The following is a 24,629-nucleotide window of genomic DNA, read 5'->3' on the forward strand; positions in this document are numbered from 1 at the left end:
ACCTCCCGGTGCTTCGAATTTATTCCGATAAGCTTTTTACATGCTGCTTAACTTCTTCAATATTTTTAATTTTATTATCCCAGCATTTCTGACTCAAGTCCACCGGATATTCATGAGGATTTAAAGATCGTTTATATTCTTCCCAAAGAAATGCCAAGCTTTCTCGTGAATACCCTTGGATTTCGTGAAGGGATGGCAATTTATACACGAATTCTCCATTAACAAATATGTCATGAAGTAAATTCCTAGCCTCAAAATGTGTAACTACTTTGCTGATATACGTATGAACAGGATGAAACATTTTTAATTCTTTTTGTGACTGAACATCCTCGTCCCGCATCGCAATATAATCGCCTTCAGACTTATTAGTTTCCATATTAATAATCCTGTACACGTTTTTTAACCCAGGAGTGGTTACCTTATGGGCGTTACTCGAAATCTTAATGGTATCCTGCATATTCCCATTTTCGTCTTCAATTGAGACCATTTTATAGACAGCCCCTAATGCCGGCTGGTCATAGGCAGTAATTAGTTTGGTTCCAACTCCCCAAACATCTATTTTTGCCCCTTGTGATTTTAAATGTAAAATTGTATATTCGTCCAGGTCACTAGAAGCCACAATTTTTGCATTTGGGAAGCCAGCTTTATCCAGCATTTTTCTAGCTGCCTTTGATAAAAATGCCATATCTCCACTGTCTAAACGAATACCAATGAAATTAATTTTATTTCCGAATTCCTTTGCCACTTTAATGGCACTAGGAACACCAGATTTCAACGTATCATACGTATCCACAAGAAATACACAGTCACGGTGACTTTCTGCGTATTTTTTAAAAGCCGTATAATCGTCACGGTATGCTTGGACCATGGCATGTGCATGTGTCCCCGAGACAGGAATTCCAAACCGCTTTCCTGCCCTCACATTACTGGTAGCATCAAAGCCTCCAATAAATGCTGCCCTTGTCCCCCAAATAGCAGCATCCAGTTCGTGTGCACGTCTTGAACCGAATTCCATGACTGTTTCATCACCAACGACATGCTTAATTCTGGATGCTTTCGTGGCAATTAATGTTTGGAAATTCACAATGTTAAGCAAAGCAGTTTCCACAATCTGCGCCTGAGCAAGGGGTGCTTCCACCTGAATCATCGGCTCATTTCCAAATACTATCTCACCTTCATGCATAGCACGCACGGTCCCCGTAAAACGAAGATCGCTTAAGTATTGTAAAAATTCCTCTTCGTACCCTAACTCATTGCGCAAATATTGAATATCTTCTTTGGAAAATCGAAAATCTCTTAAATATTCCGTAATTCTTTCCAGCCCTGCAAAAATGGCATACCCATTATCAAATGGAAGCTTTCGAAAAAATACTTCGAAAACTGCCTTTCTTTCATGTATTCCATCCTGCCAATAGGTTTTGGCCATATTAATTTGATATAAATCTGTATGAAGGTTTAAGCTATCATCATTATAGAGCCGAACCATCAAACCCCACTCCTTATTTTGCTAAGGCGCCTTTTGAATATAATAAGAAAATCTATGTTTTTTATCATATAAATTATTTCATAAGATTAATCTTTGTCTAGCGAATGCACTTTTCTTATTTATTTAAAGGACTTTAGCTCCTAATGTGTTTTTAAAATGTTCAAGTGCCCATTCATGGCCGATTGCGTTAAAGCTTGCTACAGCACCTGAATGGATTACTAGCCGGAAGCCTTTATTGTAAGCATCTACAGCTGTGTGAAGGATACAAATATCCGTACATACCCCGCATAAATGCAGTTCTTCTATGCCACGTTCTCGTAATTTTATTTCTAAATCCGTTCCAGCAAAAGCACTATATCTCGTTTTATCCATATAGTGCACATTCTCATTATTTTTATGTTGATTGTATATAGTTTGTAAGGACCCATAAAAATCACGGCCACTTGTTCCCTCTATATTATGCGGTGGAAAAAGTTTTGTCTCCGGGTGAAGGGTATCCCCTTCCTTATGGCAATCAACAGCAAACACAACATATTCATTCTGCTCAAGAAACTCCTGCGTCAATTTCACAATTTCTTTTTCTATATCCTGTCCTGGTTTTCCGCATGTAAGTTTCCCTGCATCTGCAACAAAATCATATGTATAGTCAATATTGATAAGCGCCCTTTTGAACATATTCTCCCGACCCCCAAACGGATTAATAAGAACTTGCACTACCATTTTACACTATATGATGAAAAGAACAAATGTGAAAGTGCTTTGTCCAACTGCTTACAGATTTTGTAGTTACAGGCTAGATTGAGGAGACACAGTGAGGCATTTGAGGCGCTGGAGCTAGAAGTTTTTCAAAGCTGCCCACAGCGAAGCTTTATAACCTAATAAACTTTAGGAAAGAGTCATTAACCAAGCCTATAAAAATGTTAATAATATCCGAAATTACTGACAACATAAGAAAAGCGGAAGTGCCTTGCTCATCGGCGTACGGATTTCGTAGTCTTCGACTGAGATAAAGGAAACACAGTGAGGTAGTTCACGAACTGATGTTGACTTATCGTAGGGAGGAGACGGAGAAATCCGCTAGCCGATAGGCGCTGGAGCTAGACAGTGTTAAATCTTGTTAAATAATGTATATGGCAAAAACTTAATACTTTCTCTTAACTGTAAGGAATTTCCCCTTTTCAATAGTTACATTTGGGTTTATGATAGAAAATGATTGTTTGCATAAATATTCAGCACTTATATTATTTAATCATCTCAGGGGGTGTGGATGTTGAGTTATCAACCCACCAATCAAAAATCTGGTGCTAAACAAAATGAATTAAAACGTGGCCTAAAAACAAGGCATTTAACGATGATTTCTCTTGGTGGTTCCATCGGGACAGGATTATTTTTAGGAAGTGGATCCGCCATTTACTCCGCTGGACCCGGTGGCGCATTGTTAGCATATATTATTATCGGTGTCATGGTTTATTTTATTATGACTGGTCTCGCAGAACTTGCAGCATTCATGCCGACAAGCGGAGCATTCAGCACTTACGCTACCAAATTTATCGATCCAGCATTAGGATTTGCATTAGGATGGAATTACTGGTATAGCTGGGCAATTACTCTTGCTGCTGAATTATCGGCTTCCACACTTGTAATGAAATTCTGGTTTCCAAATAGCCCCTCATGGTTATGGAGCGGAATTTTCATTATTATCATTTTTGGGTTAAATATTTTATCCGTAAAAGGTTATGGAGAAGGAGAATACTGGTTCTCTTTTATTAAAGTAGCAACGATAATTATCTTTATTGTTGTAGGTCTTTTGATGATTTTCGGCATTATGAATGGTGGACATGCTATTGGATTTAAGAACTTTACAGTAAAGGACGCACCATTCCATGGTGGATTTTTAGCAGTACTGGGAGTTTTCCTAACAGCAGGATTCTCCTTCCAAGGTACGGAAATCATTGGAGTTGCGGCTGGGGAAAGTGAAAATCCTAGCGTAAGTGTTCCAAAGGCTACGCGCAGTATTTTCTGGCGCATTCTATTATTTTATGTACTAGCTATATTTGTTATCGGGCTTATTATTCCTTACACTACAGCAAGTTTGCAAAGTGATAATATCATGGTAAGTCCATTTACTTTAGTATTTAAAAAAGCAGGCCTAGCATTTGCAGCCTCTGTTATGAATGCGGTCATTTTAACAGCCGTTTTATCAGCTGGAAACTCCAGCCTTTATGCATCTACCCGAATTTTGTATGCAATGGCTCGCGAAGGTCAAGCCCCTCGCTTCTTAGGTAAGTTAAATAAACGAGGAATTCCCGTTCCGGCACTTATCATTACAACAATCGTGGGAATGCTCGCTTTTCTTGCTTCGATTTATGGTGACGGCGCCATTTATATGTGGCTCCTGAATGCAGCAGGTGTAACAGGATTTATTTTCTGGCTAGGAATTGCCGTCAGTCATTATCGATTTAGGAAGGCTTTCGTAGCACAAGGCCATTCATTAGATGAGCTGCCATATCGTGCGAAGCTCTACCCATTCGGACCAATTTTTGCTTTTATTGTGTGTTTAATTGTCGTTCTAGCCCAAGACTACCAAGCATTTTTAGGTAATAAAATCGATTGGATGGGTGCCGTTGCAGCTTATCTTGGTATTCCATTATTTTTAGTAATGTGGTTCGGCTATAAATTTATAAAGAAAACAAAGGTCGTTCCTTTGGAGAAATGTGAATTTGAGATAAACAAGTAGTTATTAGAGAAGAGCATGGGCTTGCTCTTCTTTTTTATGTGATCAAGGCATTTTTCGCTTTTCGTATTGTCTAGCTACAGCGCCTATCGACTAGCAAACTTCCGGTCTCATCCCTACGATAAGTTAACATCAGCTCCTGAACTACCTCGCTGTGTTTCCTTTATCTCAGTCGAAGCCCTACAGTTTGTACGTCGATGGACAGGTGCTTTCGCTTTTTGTATTTGTGAACATTTTGTTTCTCATTAAATTATCATTTTCCTTTCATGAAACTTTAGGATTCACGTATTATGATGTATTTAGTCTTACAGACAAGCAGCAGCAAAATACTAACTAGACTCTTCCCCCCAAAAAAGATGTCTAGTACCTCCTTTATTGTGCCGGCCGTGTGCCGGTTTTTTCATTATTTTTAAATTGGCGGGATTATTAAGGATTCTCGCGGGATTAACCGAGAATTTGGCCGAATTAATTCAAATTTTCGCGGGATTGTTGAGGAAATTGGCGGGATTATCTTTAAATTCTTCGAAAAAAGAGCAAAGTATGGAGGTTCCCATTTTGAACAGAATAAAAGTATTAAAATATAAGCGTATATTACAAGAATCAGTTTAAATTTTAATACCTTCACCAATCTAAATTCAATTAACTCCCTTATGTTTATTATCTCCTTGACTCAATTCCTCGACTCTTGCCGGGCGGATTAACATGATCGGGCATATAAATAAAAACATTAATGAAAATAGATACAAAATAATCGCAATCGGAAATGCATCCGGTACTTCGGCTCCTAATGTAATGCGATATACAATAGCCCCTAAACCAATAATGGCGCCGCATACTGCATATATAATCAGTCCAAATTTTGATCCAGGCTTTATAAAACCTAGCGCAACATTTTCAGCAATACGATAAGATACTATTCCTAAAAAGATTAGAACCACTATCTCTATCCAAAAGAAGATGCTTCCATAAAATATCCTTAGAATGGGTTCTACAAAAAAGATCGCCATCTCTATCATCATGACAAATGATAATAAAGAAAAGTAACGCTTGCTAGCGTGCTTATGTCTCCCTAAAAAGACGAGAAACATAGGCACTGCCAGCAATGCAAGGATTTCATTCACTATCGCTAATGGGCATGACTCTTTTGGAACAAAGCTTGTTATAAACCCAAGAAAGGCCAACAATATATAAGTTTGGATAACCCTGCTCTTTTTGAAATTAACAATTTGTTGATAAGCCGCCAAATAGACCACCTAACTTTTTAAATGTTGATGAAAATCCTTTGCTTATTTTACTGCCAATTTGTTTTGCCTTTTCATAGCCTTTCTTCGCACCAGAGGCAATCCCATCATATCCATATTTTACTCCGTCTCTGACCGCTCCTTTTATTTTTCTTCCTGTAGCGGTACCACTTATTAAATAGGTTACTATTTTTCCCTGTAACTCCATATCTGGAATTACCTTTATAATTAAACCCGAAGCCGGCATATCCTGCAGCTCCCGCTTGTGCTACTTTATCTGCAAATCCTAATTTATATGTTTTATAATCCCGAATACCTCCGATTATGTGCCCAAGCATCCCATGCTTGGATCCGATGACTTAAATAATAGATTAAGGAAAGATGGATTTTCATTTCCTTCACCAGATGAACCCGTGCCTGTCTGACCTTGGCTCCCTTGCGCGGCATTGCCACCATTCGGACTTTGACCTCTTTGAGCTAGTTTCCTCCTTTAATTGGAGCACCTGGATTGATAGCCTTTCCGGGTGTAATCGGCGTTCCCGGTGAAATAAATGCTGCAAAACTGACAGCAGGGGAGACTATCCAAAATGTAAGGACAAAAACTAGCAGTAAACCTATAAATCTTTCAATTTTCCTTCCCCTCAAATAAAATCACCCCAATCTATTGGGTATTCACATTGTATTTGTCTTCTAGTACTTTTAATGCCTCTCCATAGCTCTTCTCATTTAATGCCTTTAACTCCTGATTAAACTGATCAATTTCCGTTTTAATCCATTGATGATACTCATTATTTTTGTTATTTAAATAATCGAATGCTTCATTATCCATTAGCTTGTTTTGATAAAACTTACTTAATAGGAAGCTAATATCCGTTTTTTCGTCTACTTCTTTTCTTTCTTCTTCCGTAACATATCCGAAAATGGATAACTCATTTTTCACCTTTTTTATTCTAAGTTCTTGTTCTCCGTGCGCTTTCCATTCCTTCCACTGTTCTGCTACATTTTTAATATTATCTAGCTGCTTTTGAAGTTCACCCTGATTTTTCACCGTTTCATAAATTCCTTTTGTGGCATTTGCAATTTGCTTTAATTCGTTTTGTCCTTTACTATCAACATCAAAACCAATCACATTGATAATAGGGGACACATTTGAATCATATAAATCCTTTGCCGCCCCAATTGGGTCATCATTACAGGTTGATATTCCGTCACTCACCAAATAGACAATATTCGTATTATTTTCCCCATTGAATTTTTCTAAGTCCTTTTTGGCCTCATTTAACGCTAAACCTGTTGGTGTCCAACCCTTTGGTGAAAATTTATTTAAAGCCTGTTTAAAAGGTTGATCACTATAATTAGACATTGAATAGACAATCTCACTGCTGCCACAGGACAGACTTTTATCCGAGTCCGCACCGCTGCCTTTATGGCCATAAACTCTCAGCCCAACTCTAGCTTGCTTAGGGAGTTCACTGACAAAAGAAAGAATCGACTCTTTAGCGATATCCATTTTTGATTTCCCATCAATAATTTCTGCCATGCTGCCGGAAGCATCCAATAAAATTTCAACATTTAGGTTGTCTTTAAATTGATACCTTGGGTCTTTTATATTCGGGTCACCTATAGATTGAAACTTTAATTGATTGATAGCTTCTTCAGGTCCTTGAAATCCTTGCTGTACTTTTTCCAGTAATTTGGTATAAAATAGATCCAATTCATCATGTGTTGGTTTCGAAGAAATATTCGGCAAATCTTTCAACTGATTTAAAAGCTCTTCATCATTATCTAATTCATGTTTAAATCCTGCCAATTCCCCTGCTGGCAGATTGGATAATTCTTGATAGGTGGATGGCAGAGGGGGAACCCCGATTTTACTATGTTCCTCATTCTCCGGATTGCTTGAAGATACTTCTTTACTAGCATTTGTTTCGGTTGTTGTATTTTCGTGGGAATCTTGAACCTCCACTTTACTCTTTGTATTCTCACAACCTATTAAAACTACTGCAATAATTACTAGAATCAAAAATGTTCTGACCTTCAATCCCTTCACATCCTTCTTGGAAAATCTAAATCTCGTAGATTAATCCCAATATTCCCAAGTATGCATCTTTGATCTTTTAAAAAAACAAAAAAATAATAAGGTACACCAGAGACAAACCACAATAGCGGTAAGAGGAAATTTCCCGTCTACAATAAGCCGCTCCAACACTGAAACTGGAACAAAATGAGGTAAAATTTTCTCCATCTTTTCTCTCTTTTCAACATTGGCACTCTCTTATTACTCATTTACTTTGGTTAATTTTTAACCTAAAGAAAAAACAAAATAGGATCATTTACGCTAAATATTTTTTGCATGTAACGGCCGACGGATCTGTTTCTAATTCCTGATTCCATTTGGATGTAAATAAACTTACAAGTATTACATTAAACGGGAAAACAATCATATTTATTAGCATCTGGAATAAGACAATGGGGAAATAACTATTTGTTACGGCAGATATTGCGAATAATCCTAAGTATCCGGCGCATGCATCAATGAAACTTGCAAAAATAATGATAGCTATTAAGGGGAAAAAGTACTTTTTCCCTATTTTCCCCGCTTTTTTTAAGCTTCTTGACATTGTTTTTTCCTCAAATATCATGATTTGTGGTGTTAAGTAGAACCAAACCATCAACAAAATTCCAGGAATGATTAACAATAAAAGGCCAAACACAACAGCTATCGAAAAAATAATACTAAAAAGAAAAACAGCTGATCCATATTTTAGAAATGATACATATGCCTTACTTAACGGCTTTTCCTCTCCCTCTATATCACTTTTGACTAATTGAATAAATGGCACTTGAACAATAATTAGTAAAAATAACATAAAAAATAGATTCGTAAAGTCTGCTACAAAATCAGCGCCAGTAATCGAAGCGATTTGATACACAGCTCCCGAAATAATATTGTGAATAACTAGAAAAGGTAGTGTTATGGTTAAGGACAGTATGAGGATAGAGTAAAAATTTCTATTGTATATTGAAAATCCTTCAATAATAGTTTTCATCATTCACTCCAATAAAAATTAGTTTCTTAAAAGCGGTAATATATCGTGTTGGAAACAGTATTCCGTTTCCTTTTGATCCAATTCTTTGAAAGCTTCAATCCCTGCTTCTCCTTTCGGTAGATCAAAAACACTTCCAACCCTTTTATCGATATAATTATCTAGAGACTTTTGCAATCTTTTTACATTTCTTGGATTCGTATAATTGGATAATTGTTTTCTTAAACTCTGGTACTCTTTTTTCTTTGGGTTATTTTCATGCTCCTCCAAATATTGAAGTACCTTTTGAATGGAGTCGAACGTTTCCCATTGTGTTATCCCCTGTTTGTGAATAACTAATGAATATTTTGAAAGTATCTGTTCAGCTTCCTTCGCATGTTCTTCCGTTAAAATATGATTGGTTAGTCGGACATCTGTATCAGATTTAATTAAAAAATCTTCAATATCTATCAATTCCTTTTGACCTTCTATAAACGTATCTGCCATAGAATATATTTTTTCAATATCTTGCTTTATAGGATCAATATCGAATCGGACTTCTTTTAAATAAAGATCTAACCATCCTTTAATATGATGCATAACTTCGGTTGGCCGATTTATTTCATCCTTTATTTTACGTGATGCAGATACAATTACATTATTGTAATTATTAATCTTTCTACATATTTTGATTGCTTCATTCCGCTCAACAATTATTCCATCCTTTGTGACGATTAGAATACCCTTTACACTATTTTGCGAGGTATAATATGCCACATAGTGATAATCGTTATTTCTATAACGAAAAATATAGTTAAAACACTGATATTTCTCAAACATTTTTTTGTGTTTTTTTATTTGTTGTTCTACTTTTTGAGATAGTATTGTTTGCATTTTTTATCCCCACGAAAAGAATTTTTTAAGCTTACTGCCAAATGTCTTTACTTTATCAACTGTTGTTTTTACTGCATTACTGATAGTTTTCTTTGGATTTTTGAAAAACTCTGCAATCTTTTTCCTGTTTTTGTATACTACACTTCCTAATTTTAATGCTCCTCCAATCACAATCATACCGATCCCAACAGCCGCTCCAGCTCCAGATGCAGTAACTATGGTTCCACCGCTCATAAGCATATCTCCAAGACTGCCTACACTATCGGCAATAGCATTTTTCCTTTCTTCACCAGGTTTAGCATGAATGGCTTTATTGATATTAATTCCCATATCAATACCAGATGTTACAACTCCTACCGCAGCTACACCCGCATTAAACTTTGAGACAGGGCCAAGATTAAGTACTGATCGAGCGTCTACAATCCCGCCTTGCAAGCTTGCGTTTTTGGAGATTTTGTAATAATTTAATAGCTTGAAAGATTTCTTAGTTGTATCAACACCTAATTTACCATTATCATAGATGCCTTTATATTTGTCATATTCTTTATTAATATCCTCAAAGAAGGTTCCCTTAGTTGCTAGTTTATAGGTGGCGGAAGTTAAATTCCACTTATACTTTCCATTTTCCTTCAAAAAATCTCTTGTTGATATTGATTCGTTTGTTTGCTCTAATTTAATTAAATTATTCACGTATTTCGCTGTATTAACTCCAACATCTTTTATTGCAAATTTACCTAGTTCCCACGGATCAATTTTTGCTTCATTATCTTTATTGGCATTGTTCTTATCATTCCCACTCTGATTATTTTTGTTTGCCCCGTTATCACCAGAAATTTGGTTAGGCGCTTTTCCGTCTGAATGGGATGAGTTTTGACTATTTTTATATGTATCTATGATGGATTCATATTGTTGTGAGTTGGGTTGGATGGATGTGTAGGTTCCGTCTTTATTGGGCTTATATATGGTAAATGTTCCATCTCCATTGGGAATAATAACGGTACCGTCAGGCATCTGTGTAGGATTGGCAGGTCCATTTGTTTGAACACCATTTTTGTTTCCACCACCACTTTGATCTCCTGATGTTATTGAATCACCAGGATACATGGGACTTCCTGGAACGATTGGAGTTCCTGGATTAATAGGGGTGCCTGGTGTAAGAGGAGTTCCTGGGGTCATTGCTTTTCCTGGTGTAATTGCCAATACATAATAGGACATCGAAAAAAACAATGCATAGAAAATAACAAAAATAATTAATGCTTTTCTAAAGTATTTCCTCATATTTCCCCTCCTTACTTACTCCAATGAATATGTCTCTTCTCCCCAACCTAATCGATGAATAAAGTCTATCTTTGGTCCGCTTCCCTTTTGAGGAATATCTTTCTCTATTTTCTCCAAGAACTTCTCTCGTTCTTGGCCCTTAAAATGCACTACCGCTTTTACTTGAACACGTTCATTTTTAAAAACAGTCATTACCGATTTACTTGGGTCCCCTTCATTTCTTTGGATGACATCTGTAGCTGCCTTTTTCATTTCCACCAATTTTGCACCTATTGCATCAGATACGAATTTTTCCAACTTTTCATCTGTTCCTGGTAATGTGGATTCTACTATATTATCAATAGCTTGAATCTTTGCCTCGTTACGTGAATAGCCCCGTGCCAATAATTTTTTTTCTTCCTCAGAAATCCTAAAAGAAAGCATATCCTTTTCAAGGAATGTTTCCCCTTCAAATTTCTTGATTTGATACTGGTCATAATCACTTACAGCACCTCTAATGCCATCATATAACACATCTGTTGCCGCAATACTTGCCTGGTCAGCCGCATTTGAAGCCTGTTGTTTTGCAGCAAAAACTCCACTGATATTTAAAATAAGAACCATCATGAGTCCCATGATAAAAATAATCCAAATCAAATAGAATGTAGCATTTCCAGTCTGGTCTAAATATTTTTTCATCTCATCACCCGGCTGCTCGTTTTTTCATTAAAATCGATGGATGTTGCCTTTTTCCATTTATCAGGGACAAAAACGAGTTGATGCTTTAAATCCAGCTTTACTTCAAAATCTGTATTAATCGGCATGGAAGGATTTTCAACACCACTGCTGTCGACTGAAACCACTTGGAAATCTGCCAAAGATAGTATTGAGCTTTTCCCGATCACTTCCAATGCCTTATCTTTCGCTTTAACGGAATCTTCCTCTAATGCATATACCTTTGCCGCTTCATTTGCTGCGGCCTTTGCTGTCATTAATGCATACCCAGAAGCAACAACCTGCCAAAGTAACAAAAACAGTATAAAATAAAACGGAAGAATCCCTAAAAATTCAAAACTTAAAGCACCATCTTCATTTTTCAATAGTTTTTTCATTTTCATAACAAAGCTCTCCCAGCTTTATCTAAACGATTGATTTTATATTGCATATACCAAATATGAAACAGTACTAACAAAATAAAATTGAAGTTTTCTTCATCAAATTCATCTTCCAGCAAATCTCTCAATCTAAAAACAGAATAATAGAGTATAGCTAAAAAGAAGAATGAAAAGATAACATCCAGTGAATCGAAAAAACTCAAACCTAATTCTGTTAAAAATACCCCTCCAAAAATTTGATAAAGTAAGGAGACACTAAGAAAGATTGTGAATACGTACCACCATTTAAAAGGGATATAATTTTGTTCACGCAACTGTTTAATATCTTTTTTTCTGTTTAAGAACCAGTAGCCAATATATATCCCAACAGTTATGATGGATAGGAAAATGACTAAAATAATATTTACCTTTTTAAACACTTTATCCTCTGAATTTGCAGATTTAAGCCCCATATCACTGCCCCTTCAATGCATTTGTATCATTGCGTTGATATTTAATTGTTAAGTAGATATAGATAACTGGAAATACTAATGCATTGATAATGCATCGTAAAATAATGAAGAAAAACATATTATTTTCAAACCCTTTTACAATGTAGAGCGCTCCAGACCAAACGAATAGGTTTAGTGAGATAATAATTAACAAATCAATCAAAATAAATATGTTTTCTTCTTTTAAGATATTCCATGCAGAAGATAAGGAATCCCGAATAGTTGCTTTATTAACAAATAAAGGCAATAACAGTATCATAGAAAGACCGATAAACGTAGGAATCAATAGTAGAACAGCGCCATAAACGGCGATGATATAAAATATTAAAGTAAATACTAGGACATATCCGAATTGTTTTAAGAAAGCCTTTAGCATATCAACCCATCTGTATGCTTGATCGTTTTGGTCTTTCCAGGCAACGATAAAAAAGGGTGGAAAAAGAACGGTAAAATTCAAAATAACAAAGAAAAATATCGGAATGTTCGGATGATCAATATCGAGTTGATATACATACTCACTAGCAAGTAATAAAAAAAACGTTACGGGTATGACAAGAAGTATCGAAGCGATTAAGATATTTATAATGTTTCGATTATAAATATCAATGGTATCCCTAATCATATTTGTTCACCTGTTTTCGTTTCATAATCTGCACAACTATAAAGGTTGTAATTAATGATGTCATCGAGCTCAAAACTAAACTATTATTAACACCATCAGGATTAAAGAGCACATTTACATCTAAAACATAAAGAGCTGCAAAAAAGTTTAAAATAGTTAAAAACAGGCTGGATAAATAACTGGAAAAGTAAGGTGTCTTAGGATTCCATAGCGGTGCGGTTATTCCTGTTACAACATACGAAATAAGGAAGATAATAGAAACACCTAAAAATTCATATTTTATATTGAGTAATCCTATCAAAAAGGACACTACTACAGTACATATTAGTGCGATTCCTAGCGTGCTTAATAACCCTTTTAAGCTAAACATGTATCAGTTCCTCCATTATTTTCGGGAAGCCGTATATCTACCTTTTTTCAGATCTTCCACTCTTTCTGGTCGAATTAACATAATTGGGCATATAAATAAAAACATTAGTGAAAATATATACAAAATAATCGCTATTGGAAATGCATCCGGAATTTCGGCTGCCAATGTAACTCGATAAACAATTGTTCCTAAACCGATAATGACGCCACATACTGCGTATATAATAAGTCCAAATTTGGAACCAGGCTTTAAAAAACCTTGAGCAGTGTTTTCAGCAATACGGTAAGATAATATTCCTAAGAAGATTAGAACCAATAGCTCAAACCAAAAGAGGATGCTTCCATAGAATATCCTTAGAATAGGTTCCACAAAAAAAATTGCCATCTCCATCATTAAGACAAAAGATAATAATGAAAAATAACGCTTACTGGTGTGCCTATTTTTCCTCAAAAAGAGGAAAAACAATGGCACTGCCAATAAAGCAAGAATTTCATTAAATAACGCTAAAGACCAAAATTCAAAAGGAACGAAACTTATTATAAACCCAAAGAATGCTAGTAAAATATAAGATTGGATGATTCTGCTCTTTTTGAAACTGACAATTTGTTGATTAGCCGCCAAATAGACCACCTAACTTTTTAAATGTTGAGGAAAAACCTTTGCTTATTTTATTACCAATTTGTTTTGCTTTTTCATAGCCCTTCTTCAAACCAGTAGCTATACCATCGTAAGCAAACTTCACACCATCTCTAATTGCGCCTTTTATTTTTCTTCCTGTAGCAGTACCGTTAATCAAATAAGTCACTACAATTCCTGTTGCTAATCCTGCTGCAGCCCCAACAATTGTTCCAACAACCGGAACAGTAGAACCCGCTACTGCGCCTGCAAGTGCACTTGATGCTAAACTTCCAAGAGCTGTTGATCCAACACCAATAGCTGTGTCAACCGTCATATCCGCGGCAAAGTCTGTTGAAGCATACCCTAGTTTACTTTTGCTTCCCCACTTCGAATAATCGATTAAATTATTTGCAGAAGACAATAGGACATTCACTGGTCCATTTAACTTAACTAAATTCTTCATCTTATAAGCATCTTTGGAAAATATATTCCATGATTCCTTAACAGAACCCTTTATACTTGACCATACATTTCCGATTTTTTTGGATTTAAAAAATGAGTCTACCCTTTGCTGTCCTATATGTCTTGACTTGGGGCCAAAATTGGTTTCTTCACCATTATGCTTATAACCCTTGTATCTTTCATAAAACCAGTTGGCTACTTTATTATCTAATTTATTTTTCCCTGTAACTCCATATTTGGAATTCCCTTTATCATTGAAACCAAAGCCAGCATATCCAGCTGCTCCTGCTTGGGCAACTTTATCTGCAAATCCTAATATATATGTCTTGTAATCTCTTACCGCTCCAATTATTTGTCCAAAAATCCCTCTCTTAGTATCTGTTGATTTGAATAACAGGTTAACAAAGGATGGATTTTCGCTATCACCACTGGATACCCCTGAGCCAGACTGTCCACCGCTGCCTTGTGATACATTCCATCCATTTGGGCCATGGCCACCTTGAGCTGTAGTTCCACCATTCGGACCTTGGCCTCCTTGGGCTGTAGTTCCACCATTCGGACCTTGGCCTCCTTGGGCTGCAGTTCCACCATTCGGACCTTGGCCTCCTTGGGCTGCAGTTCCACCATTCGGGCCTTGACCTCCTTGAACTGCTGTTCCTCCATTCGGGCCTTGACCTCCTTGAACTGCTGTTCCTCCATTCGGACCTTGACCTCCTTGGGCTGCAGTTCCGCCATTCGGGCCTTGACCTCCTTGGGCTGCGTTTCCGCCATTCGGGCCTTGACCTCCTTGGATTGCTGTTCCTCCATTTAAATTGCCAATTCCATTTAGCGGATTTCCTATTACTGGAGGAGCGTTTGGAATAATGAAGGCTCCTAACGTTAAGCCATTCCCTGAGATAATCGGCTGACCAGAAATCAAGCTTCCAGTACCGCTTACACTACCACCCTTAATAGGATTACCAGGATCATAGACTTTTCCGGGTATTATAAAGCTCCCTCCCTTAATAGGAGTACCAGGAGTAATAGCTTTTCCCGGTGTAATCGGTGTCCCCGGTGTAATAAACGCTGCATAACCAACAACCGGGAAAACCATCCAGAAGGTAAGGATGGTAACTAGCAAGAAACTTATAAATCTTTGATTTTTCCTTCCCCTCAAATAAAATCACCCCAATCTATTGGGTATTTTCATTATATTTTTCTTCTAATTGTTTAATAGCTTCTTGGTAGTTATTCTCATTTAATGCTTTTAATTCTTGGTTAAATTTATTTATTTCTTCCTGAATCCACTTATGATATTCTGAATCCTTCTTATCCAAATAGTCAAAAGAATCCTTATCAAACATTTTCGCCTGGTACAATACATACAATATATGTTCAATTTTCGTTCTTTCTTTAACCGCTTTTGATTCTTCCCTTGCAATATAAGAAAATATGTCTAGGTTGTTATTGATTTTATTTATTTCAAGTTGTTTCATACCATTCTCTTTCCATGTTTTCCACTGATTTGCTAAATCATTGATTTTATCTAACTCACTTTGTAATTCCCCTTCATCATTAACATTTTCATATATCCCTTTGGTCGCATCAGCAATTTCTTTTAATTGATTTTGTCCCTCATTGTCAACATCAAAACCAATTACATTAATAATAGGTGAAATATTAGATGAGTATAGTTCCTTTGCTTTATTAATAGGATCATCGTTACAAGTGTCTACACCATCGCTTACTAAATAAACAATATTCGTATTGTTTTTTCCATCATAAATAGATAAATCTTTCTTTGCCTCAGCGAGTGCTAATCCAATAGGTGTCCAACCTTTTGGGGAAAATTTATTTAAAGCTGATTTAAACTTTCCCTCATCGTAATTTGAAATAGAATAGACAATTTCACTACTTTTGCAGGAAAGAATTTTATCAGAATCGGAGCCACTTCCTTTATGTCCATATATCCTTATACCTACTTTTGCATCTTTTGGGAGCTTACTTACAAACTTTATGATAGATTCTTTAGCAGCTTGCATTTTCGACTTACCATCTATCAATTGTGCCATACTTCCCGATGCATCTATTATAAATTCAACATTTAAATGCTCCTTAAACTGATATCGATCATTATCGGATAGAGGACTTCCTAATAAGCTAAATTTGAGCCTTCTAATAATATTCTCTGGACCTTCATAATTTTGTTGTAAATTTTTTAACAAATCACTATAATATAAATCCAACTCTTTCTTACTTGGATTGTCAGAAATATGAGGCAAACTTCCAAAAATCCTCAAAATCTCTTTATCAGCTTCACTTCCTAAAATATCTATATCATCATGTTTGCCCATTGGTAACTTTGCCAATTCTTCATAAGTAGTGGGTAATGGATCTAGATTAAAGTCATCATTGTTATTGTTATTATTGTTTTGGCTAGACGCTTTATGATCATTATGTTTTACTTGTTTATTCGCAGTATTATTCTCTTTTACGACACCTTCATTTTTATTATTGCTACTACAAGAGCATAATAATAAAAATATCATAGATATAAAGAATACATTCTTTAATATTAACTTCAATTTTTTTCCATCCTTTATTCATACATATATTCTATCCTAGAAAGCCAAACGTTCAATCCCCTACCATTTTAGAAATCTTATCAATAATTTTTGATATAATGCCTCCTATTGACTCTTTTTGTGTATCAAGCGCCTTAGATATAATCGCAATGATCAAAATCAACAATGCAGCCAATCCCAACCATTCCAAAGACTGAGCTCCTCTTTCGTTTTTCACCGGATTCATAAATCTTACATACAATCCCAATAATTTTTTCTTCATTTTTGCATCTCTCCTTATTTTTTTTACTTGAAAAACATAAATAAATTTTTGTTTTGTGAAAACATATTCATAATCATCAATCCTCCGATAAGAATGAGGGCTGATGGCATAACCAAAAATGTTGTAACTAGAGTAATCTTCGGTGACGCTTTTGCAGCTTTTTCTTTGATTTTTTCTTTTTTAATTTTTCGCATTTCCTCTGATATTTGCTTAAAGGTGTTCGAGATTGGCACCCCTAGCTTCTCTCCTTGAATTAAGGATCGAATAAGCAGTTGAAAATCCTTGCTTTCGTTTCGTTCTAGCAACGACTTGTATGCTTCTGGCCTTGGAACACCAACGTCAATTTCTTGTATAAATCTCCCAAATTCCTCTTTTATCGGACCTTCGAAGTAGGGTACAATTTCTCTTAAAGCGTGATCTAAGCCAACACCCGCTTGTAATGTAACGCTCATTGTGTCTAAAAAATCGGGTAGCTGGTAGGATAGTTCTTCTTGTCTGCTCTTTGCCTTACTTTTCAACCATAAAATTGTTCCCATATATCCGATAACAGGTAGTAGGATAACCATAAACTGTGAAAAAGGAAATCTTAACAAAAGTAAGATTGCGCCAATGAAAAACCCTATTATTAGCAGAAATATTTTCAATCCTTGAAATCTCTCAATGGTCAATTGATAAGGGAAACCCGCTTGTGTTAATAGCTTTTTTACATCCTCATTCTCACTGAAAAAATTAATTCTTTGACCTAGGTCTGAAAAGTCATCCGCAAACTTAAACATTCTTGAGATTACTTTTTCTTTTCTAGTTAGCTTTCTTTCATATGAATGCTGGATAAAGGTTTTTTCCTTTATTTCCTCTTTTAGCTTCTGCTTTTCTACTAAATATATATAAAAGCTTCTTAAACAAAGGGCGAAAAATCCTAATGCCATAATGATAAAAATAACAATTAATCCATCCATATTTTCACACCTTTATATTGGTAATCTTTCTAACGAGAAGAAAGGTCCCAATGGTTCCTGCTAAAAACAAAACAAGTAAGATTACACCAATCCCTGAGAATAATGGGTCTAAAAATCCATCTACAACATTGTTCATCATCAGAACGAGAAAAATAGGAATGATAGGAACAATGTATGCAACATATCGCTGTTCTGCGGTCATCGTTTTAATTTCCTGTTGGAGAAGATTTCTTTCTTCCAACGTTTGACTCATTTCATCTAATACCGCATATAAATTTCCACCTGCTCTTTTTTGAATAAGCAGGGTAGCAACAAAAAGTTGAAACTCCCGTATATCAAGTCTTTTTTCCATTTGTCTTAATGCAGCATTAAAATCAACTCCAAGCGATAATTCGTATGCTAATCTCTTAAACTCTGCTTTAGCAGGCATACTAATTTCTTGTGCTACAAGCTGGATCCCTTGATTGAGAGTCATTCCTGAGCGGGTTGCATTAGCTAATGTTCTGCATATTTCCGGTAGCTGCTGAACTATTTTTTGCTTAAGCTTCCCTTTCCTCATTAAAAAGATTAATCTTCTTGACCCCTCAAGAACTAGAGCTGATATGAACAAGGCCATCGGAAATTTAATACTAAAAATATTATGAAGAAAAATATTAATACCCAAATATGCTACTATTAATGCACCAATATATTCCGATGGCGTAAATGGAATATTGGATGCTTCCAATCTTTCGCGTATTGGTTTTGCTGTTTCCGTTTTATCAAAACGATCTCCCAATAACACAATAAAGCTTTTTCTTTTAACCCCGTCATTATAAAAGTGATCTACATTTTTCTTCCATTCTCTTTTCTCTTTTCGATAATCCAAATAAAAGTAAAAGGCAATGATGAATACAAATACTGCTAGTGTAGTGACGAGACCGTAATTCAAGTTAACACCTCCCTTTCGATTGGTGTGAATGCTGCCTTTGGAATGTCTATACCGAAGACTTTAAGTCGTTCTAAACACTGGGGAACATATCCTGTTGGTGTAAAATAGCCTTCAATACTTCCATCCCGGCGCATTCCGATTCTTTTAAAATGATAAATTTCCTTTACAGAATGAGACCCATCCGCTTTCTTCATTACTTCGGAAATGGAGACAATTTTCCTTGTTCCGTCTGTTAATCTGGATGCTTGGATAATAATATCGAGAGCACCTACAATATACTCCCTAATAATGTGGCTTGGAAGCTCCATTCCTGCCATTACCACCATTGCTTCCACCCTTCGCAATGCATCATCAGGGGAATTGGCGTGGACCGTTGTGATAGACCCTTCATGACCTGTGTTCATTGCCTGAAGCATATCAAATGCTTCGCCACTTCGAACCTCACCGACGATAATGCGGTCGGGGCGCATCCTTAGTGCGTTTTTTACAAGTTGCCTAATGGTAATCTCCCCGCGGCCCTCCACATTGGCAGGACGCGCTTCCATACCGACTACATTTGGACGGTCTAACCTAAGCTCAGCGGAGTCTTCAATTGTAATGACCCTTTCTCCGTGCGGGATAGAATCAGCAATAACATTTAATAGTGTTGTCTTTCCACTACCCGTCCCTCCAGATATAAGAGTATTCATCTTTGCCCTGACGACTCCATCTAAAAATTGCGCCATTGCTGAATTAAGAGTATGGAAGTTTAATAGATCATCCATTTTAAACGGTTCTTTTCTAAACTTTCGAATTGAAACTAATGTGCCGTTTAAACTAATTGGTGATATAACTGCATTCACGCGGCTTCCATCTGGTAAACGCGCATCAACCATTGGTGAGCTCTCATCAATCCTTCTTCCTAAAGGGGAGACAATTCTATCGACAATATGACGGACATGTTCGTCATTTCGAAACTTCACTTCTGTCTGTTCAAGCTTTCCTAAGCGTTCTACATACACTTCATTAAAACCGTTGATAAGTATTTCCGTTATAGTCGAATCATTTATTAGAGGCTCTAATGGGCCAAATCCAACTGATTCGTCTAAAATCCGAGTGATCAGTATTTCTTTATCCTGTCTTGAAATGATGACTTTCTCTTCCGACATGAACTGGCTGACGATTTGTTCAATTCGGAGTCGCATCTCGCCTTGTGAAAGCTGGGTAAGTGATTCAAGATTCGTGTCCCTTAGTAGTCTTGCCTTATAATGTTCAACTAGTTCATCCACGAAACGATTTTCATATTGGTACGACCCGATACTGGGTTTGGCATTCAGCTTCTGCTTACGCTTTTCAAATAAAGATGACATTCCTTTAACCCCCTATTTCAATACCGAATGCGCCCATTTTCTAACATCCTTTGCAAAAGGAATAAGTCTTCTCTCTTTCAATGTTTTACGTACCGGTTCACCCTTATTAATAAAAGGCTGCAACCCTTTTAAATCTCTACGAATTCTTGCCTCAATAGGGAAACGAACAATGTCCTTCAAATCCTTTTCCTGCACTTCATTTTCTTTTCCCACATGATTTAAAATGATCTTCATTCTAGACTTCAATTCAATGCCGAGCCTTGCGGATAGTTCTTCGAATTGCTTTAAAACCTTTAACGATGGTGTATCAGGAGATAATACATAGTATATTTGGTCAGATTCCTCTAAAGCTGTCACTACTTGGTTGTTGATAAAAGAAGGAAGATCAATAATCACAAAATCAAAGCTCCGTCTACAGGTCCTAAGTAGCTTTGCAATGAACTCCTCTGACAATGTCTCTGCTACTTCTGCATCACAAGGACTGATTAAAACATCCATTTTTGAATAGTTTTCAGTTTGTGAAACATTTCGAATATGACTTTCATTTAATTCCCTTATAACTGGTGTAAGGTCTGCAATAGAGCGATTAGAGTTAATAGAGACAATGGTTTCTATTCCTCCGAATTGTAAATTCAGATCAATTAGAATCACCTCAGCGGTTGATTCCAATTTCAATGTTTGTGCAAAGGTAGAAGCTAAAATCGTTTTACCTGATCCACCGCTGCCGCTAAAGAAGGAAACGATTTGCCCTCTCCCCCTTACAAAAGTAGAAAACGAAGTATTATTAGTTTCTTTATTTAGTTCATAGTTTTTAATAATTGTAGGAAGTCTGGCGGCAAATGTTCCTTGCTCCTCTGGAAATACAAAGAATTCTGTTGCCCCTGCTTTCGTAATATTCCTCAATAAGGTAAAGTCGGAGCTTTTTGCTATAAAGATTACAAGCGTAGCAGGGTTAGCTGACTTTATGTATTGGATATTCTCAACCGCTATATCACTTGCTGGCTGAATGTATAAGACGATGTCCGGTACATCCCGATTAATTTCACGCACCACATCCATTGGATTTACAACTTGGACATGGATATTATCTTCAATGACATTCAGTAATTGATTATGTAGTACTTCATCATCACTTACTAATAAGAGCTTTAAATTCGTTTCCACGTTACATTCCTCTCCACCTTAAAAAGCTTACTTTTTATTTGATGTATTACCTTTTTTTTGTTCGCTTTTTCCTTCCGATTTTTGCTTATTGTTTTCCTTATTATTTGTATCCGTAGCTTGATTTTTATTATCAGAGGTATTAGCCGCATTTTGATTTGTTTGCTGCTCTGTTACTACTTGTGTCTCTTTTGCTGGATTATCCTCTTCCTTACCTACATTTGCTTTCAACACCCTGATATGATCTGCATAATTCTCCATATTAATCAATTTCGGGGCATTCTCCAGGCTTACTTCTAATGCGGCACCGACAAATTTACTGCCTTCACCTTGGGCCCATGCAACAGGAACATCTCTCATAAAGATCTCTGTTTTCTTTTGGCCATTTTCCTCGGTTGAAACGATAATATCTACCCGATCATTTGTGGCTACCACCTGGTCAAATTGAATTTTGTCAGAACGATACATCGCAACTAACCGGTCGTTTGCTTTCCTAAGTTCTGTTGCAGGCTTAAGCATATTGTTTGTGATAATATCGTCTTTATTTAAAGGGACAACAACCACCTGATTAACAAGCTTATTTTTATTCGTAACATATGACTTGGATACATATCGATTAGGCATCTCTATCGTTTTAATCTGGTTTTCTGTAATCAGTGTGCGGGAGGGAATATCACCCGCAGCCACATATATTTTTGTCATCCCCCCTAATTGCGAATTTAGTGTTTTAACCTTATCAAACACCAAATACCCAGCAATAGCTGCCAATATAAATGCCAAGAGCAAAAATATCATTGCTCGTCTCTTCGACTCTAACATTCTACTACCTCATTTCCGTGACTAAAGTACAACTGGTTGGATAAGTACAATATATTTCTCGCATTTAACTTTTATACTTTAAATACCAATTTATGAGATTAATAGCATAATTTATACAAAAATATCCCTATATTGATAAATACCATCCGTTAACAATTTGGTCAACAATGTGTAAAAATTGTCGAATTATGTATGGTACCTTTTTCCTGCATTTATTTTGAAACCAAAATAATTTTCTAGGTAAATAGTCTTTCTGTGGGAAATTTTTATTAGTAAAGAGATGGGGAATTTTGTCGTTATTTGTAAAATAATCATTATTATATTTCAAATATTACAATTAATAGGACTTTTTAACCTTTTTTAAAAGTCCTAGTTACGTAAACAATAGAACTAGCTTTTCGACAAAAGGGGAAATTTTCAATACTAATTAGCACTGTTTTGTGGATCGATATTTCATTTATAGGTGTTTTTTAGCATTACTTGAGAACACCTTCGGGACAAGGGACCGTTACTAATTCAAAAAAAATCCCCTCAGACTAATAGTCCAAGGGGATTTTCAAGCATTAGTTGCTTGGGATTACATCATTCCCATGCCGCCCATGCCACCCATATCTGGCATTCCGGCACCAGCTGCACCAGCTGGTTCTGGCTTATCTGCAACTACTGCTTCAGTAGTTAATAACATAGCTGCAACAGATGCTGCATTTTGAAGAGCAGAGCGTGTAACTTTAGTTGGATCCACGATACCTGCATCAAACATATTTACCCATTCACCTGTAGCTGCATTGAAGCCAACGCCAATTTGTTCTTTTTTCAAGCGATCTACAACAACAGATCCTTCAAGGCCTGCATTGTGAGCAATTTGACGAACTGGCTCTTCTAATGCACGAAGTACGATGTTAATACCAGTTGCAACATCACCTTCAGCTGAAATTTCCGCTACTTTATTATATACATTTACAAGTGCTGTACCACCACCGGATACAAGACCTTCTTCAACTGCTGCACGAGTTGAGTTCAAAGCATCTTCAATGCGAAGTTTGCGTTCTTTCAATTCTGTTTCTGTTGCAGCACCAACTTTGATAACGGCAACTCCACCTGCAAGCTTAGCAAGGCGTTCTTGTAATTTTTCACGGTCAAATTCAGAAGTTGTTTCTTCTAATTGAACGCGGATTTGATTTACACGAGCTGAGATAGTAGCTGGTTCTCCAGCACCCTCTACAATTGTTGTATTTTCTTTTGTTACAACAACTTTTGCAGCACGGCCTAAATGTTCAATTGTAGCAGATTTCAATTCAAGACCAAGATCTTCCGTGATTACTTGGCCGCCAGTTAGTGCAGCGATATCTTCTAACATTGCTTTACGGCGGTCACCGAAGCCAGGAGCTTTAACTGCTACTGCATTGAATGTTCCACGAAGTTTATTTAATACTAATGTTGGAAGAACTTCACCTTCAACATCTTCAGAAATTAATAATAATGGCTTGCCTTGTTGTACCACTTGTTCAAGAACAGGTAAGATTTCTTGAATGCTAGAAACTTTCTTATCTGTAATTAAGATATATGGATTTTCAAGGACAGCTTCCATTTTATCAGAGTCTGTTACCATATAAGGAGAAGCATATCCACGATCAAATTGCATACCTTCTACTACATCTAATTCAGTAGAGAATCCTTTAGATTCTTCGATTGTAATAACGCCATCGTTACCAACACGTTCCATTGCTTCTGCAATCAAACGGCCAACTTCTTCATCAGCAGAAGAAATAGCAGCAACTTGTGCGATAGATTCTTTTCCTTCGATTGGCTTAGAAATAGCATGAAGTTCTTCAATAGCAACTTGAACAGCTTTTTCCATACCTTTACGGATACCTACAGGGTTAGCACCAGCTGTTACGTTTTTCAAACCTTCACGAATCATTGCTTGAGCAAGTACTGTTGCAGTAGTAGTACCGTCACCAGCAACATCGTTTGTTTTGCTTGCAACTTCAGATACTAGTTTTGCACCCATGTTTTCGAAAGCATCTTCTAATTCGATTTCCTTAGCAATTGTTACACCATCATTTGTGATAAGTGGAGAACCGAATTTTTTCTCAAGAACTACGTTACGGCCTTTTGGTCCTAATGTAACTTTTACAGCATCTGCTAATTTATCAACACCGCGAAGCATTGCACGACGTGCTTCTTCACTGAATTTAATTTCTTTTGCCATTCCTTTACGACCTCCTCGTCATTCTTCAAAATTTCACTAAATCTATCATACTTTGTTAA

Annotated in this window: 26 protein-coding genes; 1 reads left to right on the plus strand and 25 read right to left on the minus strand. The window is 36.4% G+C overall.

Annotated features, from left to right (window positions below; genetic code table 11):
- Positions 1 to 19 precede the first annotated feature (19 nt).
- Together AN964_RS18425 and AN964_RS18430 are read right to left on the minus strand one after the other, a co-directional pair.
- Complete coding sequence (locus tag AN964_RS18425) at positions 20 to 1,486, minus strand: nicotinate phosphoribosyltransferase (RefSeq protein ID WP_055741300.1); 1,467 nt, start codon at positions 1,484 to 1,486, stop codon at positions 20 to 22.
- 123 nt (positions 1,487 to 1,609) lie between these two features.
- Positions 1,610 to 2,161, minus strand: a complete 552-nt coding sequence (locus tag AN964_RS18430) for a cysteine hydrolase family protein (RefSeq protein WP_055741301.1) — start codon at positions 2,159 to 2,161, stop codon at positions 1,610 to 1,612.
- Positions 2,162 to 2,756: 595 nt separating this feature from the next.
- On the opposite strand from AN964_RS18430, the gene AN964_RS18435 reads away from it, so the two are divergent.
- The gene (locus AN964_RS18435) at positions 2,757 to 4,223 is read left to right on the plus strand and encodes an amino acid permease (protein WP_437177120.1); all 1,467 of its coding nucleotides are present in this window, start codon (positions 2,757 to 2,759) and stop codon (positions 4,221 to 4,223) included.
- Between the two features lie 632 nt (positions 4,224 to 4,855).
- Here the strand turns inward: AN964_RS18435 and AN964_RS18440 are convergent.
- From AN964_RS18440 to groL, 23 genes are all read right to left on the minus strand, one after another.
- Positions 4,856 to 5,464, minus strand: a complete 609-nt coding sequence (locus AN964_RS18440; RefSeq protein WP_055741303.1) for a hypothetical protein — start codon at positions 5,462 to 5,464, stop codon at positions 4,856 to 4,858.
- On the minus strand, positions 5,439 to 5,708 hold the full coding sequence (locus tag AN964_RS18445) for a hypothetical protein (protein WP_055741304.1): 270 nt from the start codon (positions 5,706 to 5,708) through the stop codon (positions 5,439 to 5,441). The genes AN964_RS18440 and AN964_RS18445 overlap by 26 nt, the downstream gene beginning before the upstream one ends.
- A 53-nt stretch (positions 5,709 to 5,761) precedes the next feature.
- The gene (locus AN964_RS26495) at positions 5,762 to 5,917 is read right to left on the minus strand and encodes a hypothetical protein (protein WP_161809287.1); all 156 of its coding nucleotides are present in this window, start codon (positions 5,915 to 5,917) and stop codon (positions 5,762 to 5,764) included.
- Positions 5,918 to 5,938: 21 nt separating this feature from the next.
- Entirely contained in the window at positions 5,939 to 6,106 is a 168-nt protein-coding gene (locus AN964_RS26500; RefSeq protein WP_161809288.1) for a hypothetical protein, read from the minus strand.
- Between the two features lie 16 nt (positions 6,107 to 6,122).
- Positions 6,123 to 7,511 (minus strand): VWA domain-containing protein, encoded by a 1,389-nt coding sequence (locus AN964_RS18450; RefSeq protein WP_055741305.1) that lies wholly within the window; start codon positions 7,509 to 7,511, stop codon positions 6,123 to 6,125.
- Positions 7,512 to 7,794: 283 nt separating this feature from the next.
- On the minus strand, positions 7,795 to 8,511 hold the full coding sequence (locus AN964_RS18455) for a hypothetical protein (protein WP_055741306.1): 717 nt from the start codon (positions 8,509 to 8,511) through the stop codon (positions 7,795 to 7,797).
- 18 nt (positions 8,512 to 8,529) lie between these two features.
- Entirely contained in the window at positions 8,530 to 9,381 is an 852-nt protein-coding gene (locus AN964_RS18460; protein WP_055741307.1) for a hypothetical protein, read from the minus strand.
- Between the two features lie 3 nt (positions 9,382 to 9,384).
- Positions 9,385 to 10,659: a hypothetical protein gene (locus tag AN964_RS26780; protein WP_055741308.1), complete on the minus strand. Its 1,275-nt coding sequence runs from the start codon at positions 10,657 to 10,659 to the stop codon at positions 9,385 to 9,387.
- Positions 10,660 to 10,674: 15 nt separating this feature from the next.
- Entirely contained in the window at positions 10,675 to 11,337 is a 663-nt protein-coding gene (locus AN964_RS18470) for a Tad domain-containing protein (RefSeq protein ID WP_055741309.1), read from the minus strand.
- Positions 11,334 to 11,756 carry a hypothetical protein gene (locus tag AN964_RS18475; RefSeq protein ID WP_055741310.1) on the minus strand — a complete coding sequence of 141 codons (423 nt, stop codon included), beginning with the start codon at positions 11,754 to 11,756 and terminating at the stop codon, positions 11,334 to 11,336. Before AN964_RS18475 ends, AN964_RS18470 begins: the two co-directional genes overlap by 4 nt.
- Positions 11,753 to 12,205 (minus strand): DUF4234 domain-containing protein, encoded by a 453-nt coding sequence (locus AN964_RS18480; RefSeq protein ID WP_055741311.1) that lies wholly within the window; start codon positions 12,203 to 12,205, stop codon positions 11,753 to 11,755. Before AN964_RS18480 ends, AN964_RS18475 begins: the two co-directional genes overlap by 4 nt.
- Position 12,206: 1 nt before the next feature.
- A complete protein-coding gene (locus tag AN964_RS18485) occupies positions 12,207 to 12,866 on the minus strand; it encodes a hypothetical protein (protein ID WP_055741312.1) in 660 nt (219 codons plus the stop codon).
- Positions 12,859 to 13,236 (minus strand): hypothetical protein, encoded by a 378-nt coding sequence (locus AN964_RS18490; RefSeq protein WP_055741313.1) that lies wholly within the window; start codon positions 13,234 to 13,236, stop codon positions 12,859 to 12,861. Before AN964_RS18490 ends, AN964_RS18485 begins: the two co-directional genes overlap by 8 nt.
- A gap of 15 nt (positions 13,237 to 13,251) precedes the next feature.
- Positions 13,252 to 13,857, minus strand: coding sequence for a hypothetical protein (locus AN964_RS18495; protein WP_055741314.1), 606 nt, complete (start codon positions 13,855 to 13,857; stop codon positions 13,252 to 13,254).
- The gene (locus AN964_RS18500) at positions 13,847 to 15,472 is read right to left on the minus strand and encodes a YtxH domain-containing protein (protein WP_055741315.1); all 1,626 of its coding nucleotides are present in this window, start codon (positions 15,470 to 15,472) and stop codon (positions 13,847 to 13,849) included. Before AN964_RS18500 ends, AN964_RS18495 begins: the two co-directional genes overlap by 11 nt.
- Before the next feature lie 16 nt (positions 15,473 to 15,488).
- Positions 15,489 to 16,880 carry a vWA domain-containing protein gene (locus AN964_RS18505; RefSeq protein ID WP_055741316.1) on the minus strand — a complete coding sequence of 464 codons (1,392 nt, stop codon included), beginning with the start codon at positions 16,878 to 16,880 and terminating at the stop codon, positions 15,489 to 15,491.
- A 52-nt stretch (positions 16,881 to 16,932) separates the two neighbouring features.
- Positions 16,933 to 17,142, minus strand: coding sequence for a hypothetical protein (locus tag AN964_RS18510; RefSeq protein WP_055741317.1), 210 nt, complete (start codon positions 17,140 to 17,142; stop codon positions 16,933 to 16,935).
- Positions 17,143 to 17,165: 23 nt separating this feature from the next.
- Positions 17,166 to 18,098 carry a type II secretion system F family protein gene (locus AN964_RS18515; protein WP_055741318.1) on the minus strand — a complete coding sequence of 311 codons (933 nt, stop codon included), beginning with the start codon at positions 18,096 to 18,098 and terminating at the stop codon, positions 17,166 to 17,168.
- A 4-nt stretch (positions 18,099 to 18,102) separates the two neighbouring features.
- Entirely contained in the window at positions 18,103 to 19,029 is a 927-nt protein-coding gene (locus tag AN964_RS18520; protein WP_055741319.1) for a type II secretion system F family protein, read from the minus strand.
- Positions 19,026 to 20,378, minus strand: a complete 1,353-nt coding sequence (locus AN964_RS18525) for a TadA family conjugal transfer-associated ATPase (protein ID WP_055741320.1) — start codon at positions 20,376 to 20,378, stop codon at positions 19,026 to 19,028. The genes AN964_RS18520 and AN964_RS18525 overlap by 4 nt, the downstream gene beginning before the upstream one ends.
- A 12-nt stretch (positions 20,379 to 20,390) precedes the next feature.
- Positions 20,391 to 21,542 (minus strand): CpaE/TadZ family protein, encoded by a 1,152-nt coding sequence (locus AN964_RS18530; protein WP_055741321.1) that lies wholly within the window; start codon positions 21,540 to 21,542, stop codon positions 20,391 to 20,393.
- A gap of 27 nt (positions 21,543 to 21,569) precedes the next feature.
- Entirely contained in the window at positions 21,570 to 22,358 is a 789-nt protein-coding gene (gene cpaB, locus AN964_RS18535) for a Flp pilus assembly protein CpaB (protein ID WP_083489469.1), read from the minus strand.
- A 577-nt stretch (positions 22,359 to 22,935) separates the two neighbouring features.
- The gene (groL, locus tag AN964_RS18540) at positions 22,936 to 24,570 is read right to left on the minus strand and encodes a chaperonin GroEL (protein WP_055741322.1); all 1,635 of its coding nucleotides are present in this window, start codon (positions 24,568 to 24,570) and stop codon (positions 22,936 to 22,938) included.
- Positions 24,571 to 24,629 lie beyond the last annotated feature (59 nt).

This window comes from Heyndrickxia shackletonii (assembly GCF_001420715.1).
In the GTDB taxonomy this organism is placed as follows: domain Bacteria; phylum Bacillota; class Bacilli; order Bacillales; family Bacillaceae_C; genus Margalitia; species Margalitia shackletonii.

Bases quoted from the DNA above. Each gene is read 5' to 3' on its own strand.
- AN964_RS18480 (WP_055741311.1), bottom strand. From the start codon at position 12,205: ATGGGGCTTAAATCTGCAAATTCAGAGGATAAAGTGTTTAAAAAGGTA.
- AN964_RS18430 (WP_055741301.1), bottom strand. From the start codon at position 2,161: ATGTTCAAAAGGGCGCTTATCAATATTGACTATACATATGATTTTGTT.
- cpaB (WP_083489469.1), bottom strand. From the start codon at position 22,358: ATGTTAGAGTCGAAGAGACGAGCAATGATATTTTTGCTCTTGGCATTT.
- AN964_RS18470 (WP_055741309.1), bottom strand. From the start codon at position 11,337: ATGAAAAAATATTTAGACCAGACTGGAAATGCTACATTCTATTTGATT.
- AN964_RS18510 (WP_055741317.1), bottom strand. From the start codon at position 17,142: ATGAAGAAAAAATTATTGGGATTGTATGTAAGATTTATGAATCCGGTG.
- AN964_RS18515 (WP_055741318.1), bottom strand. From the start codon at position 18,098: ATGGATGGATTAATTGTTATTTTTATCATTATGGCATTAGGATTTTTC.
- AN964_RS26495 (WP_161809287.1), bottom strand. From the start codon at position 5,917: ATGGTGGCAATGCCGCGCAAGGGAGCCAAGGTCAGACAGGCACGGGTT.
- AN964_RS18460 (WP_055741307.1), bottom strand. From the start codon at position 9,381: ATGCAAACAATACTATCTCAAAAAGTAGAACAACAAATAAAAAAACAC.
- AN964_RS18490 (WP_055741313.1), bottom strand. From the start codon at position 13,236: ATGTTTAGCTTAAAAGGGTTATTAAGCACGCTAGGAATCGCACTAATA.
- AN964_RS18445 (WP_055741304.1), bottom strand. From the start codon at position 5,708: ATGCCGGCTTCGGGTTTAATTATAAAGGTAATTCCAGATATGGAGTTA.
- AN964_RS18525 (WP_055741320.1), bottom strand. From the start codon at position 20,378: ATGTCATCTTTATTTGAAAAGCGTAAGCAGAAGCTGAATGCCAAACCC.
- groL (WP_055741322.1), bottom strand. From the start codon at position 24,570: ATGGCAAAAGAAATTAAATTCAGTGAAGAAGCACGTCGTGCAATGCTT.
- AN964_RS18425 (WP_055741300.1), bottom strand. From the start codon at position 1,486: ATGGTTCGGCTCTATAATGATGATAGCTTAAACCTTCATACAGATTTA.
- AN964_RS18475 (WP_055741310.1), bottom strand. From the start codon at position 11,756: ATGAAAATGAAAAAACTATTGAAAAATGAAGATGGTGCTTTAAGTTTT.
- AN964_RS18485 (WP_055741312.1), bottom strand. From the start codon at position 12,866: ATGATTAGGGATACCATTGATATTTATAATCGAAACATTATAAATATC.
- AN964_RS18455 (WP_055741306.1), bottom strand. From the start codon at position 8,511: ATGAAAACTATTATTGAAGGATTTTCAATATACAATAGAAATTTTTAC.
- AN964_RS26780 (WP_055741308.1), bottom strand. From the start codon at position 10,659: ATGAGGAAATACTTTAGAAAAGCATTAATTATTTTTGTTATTTTCTAT.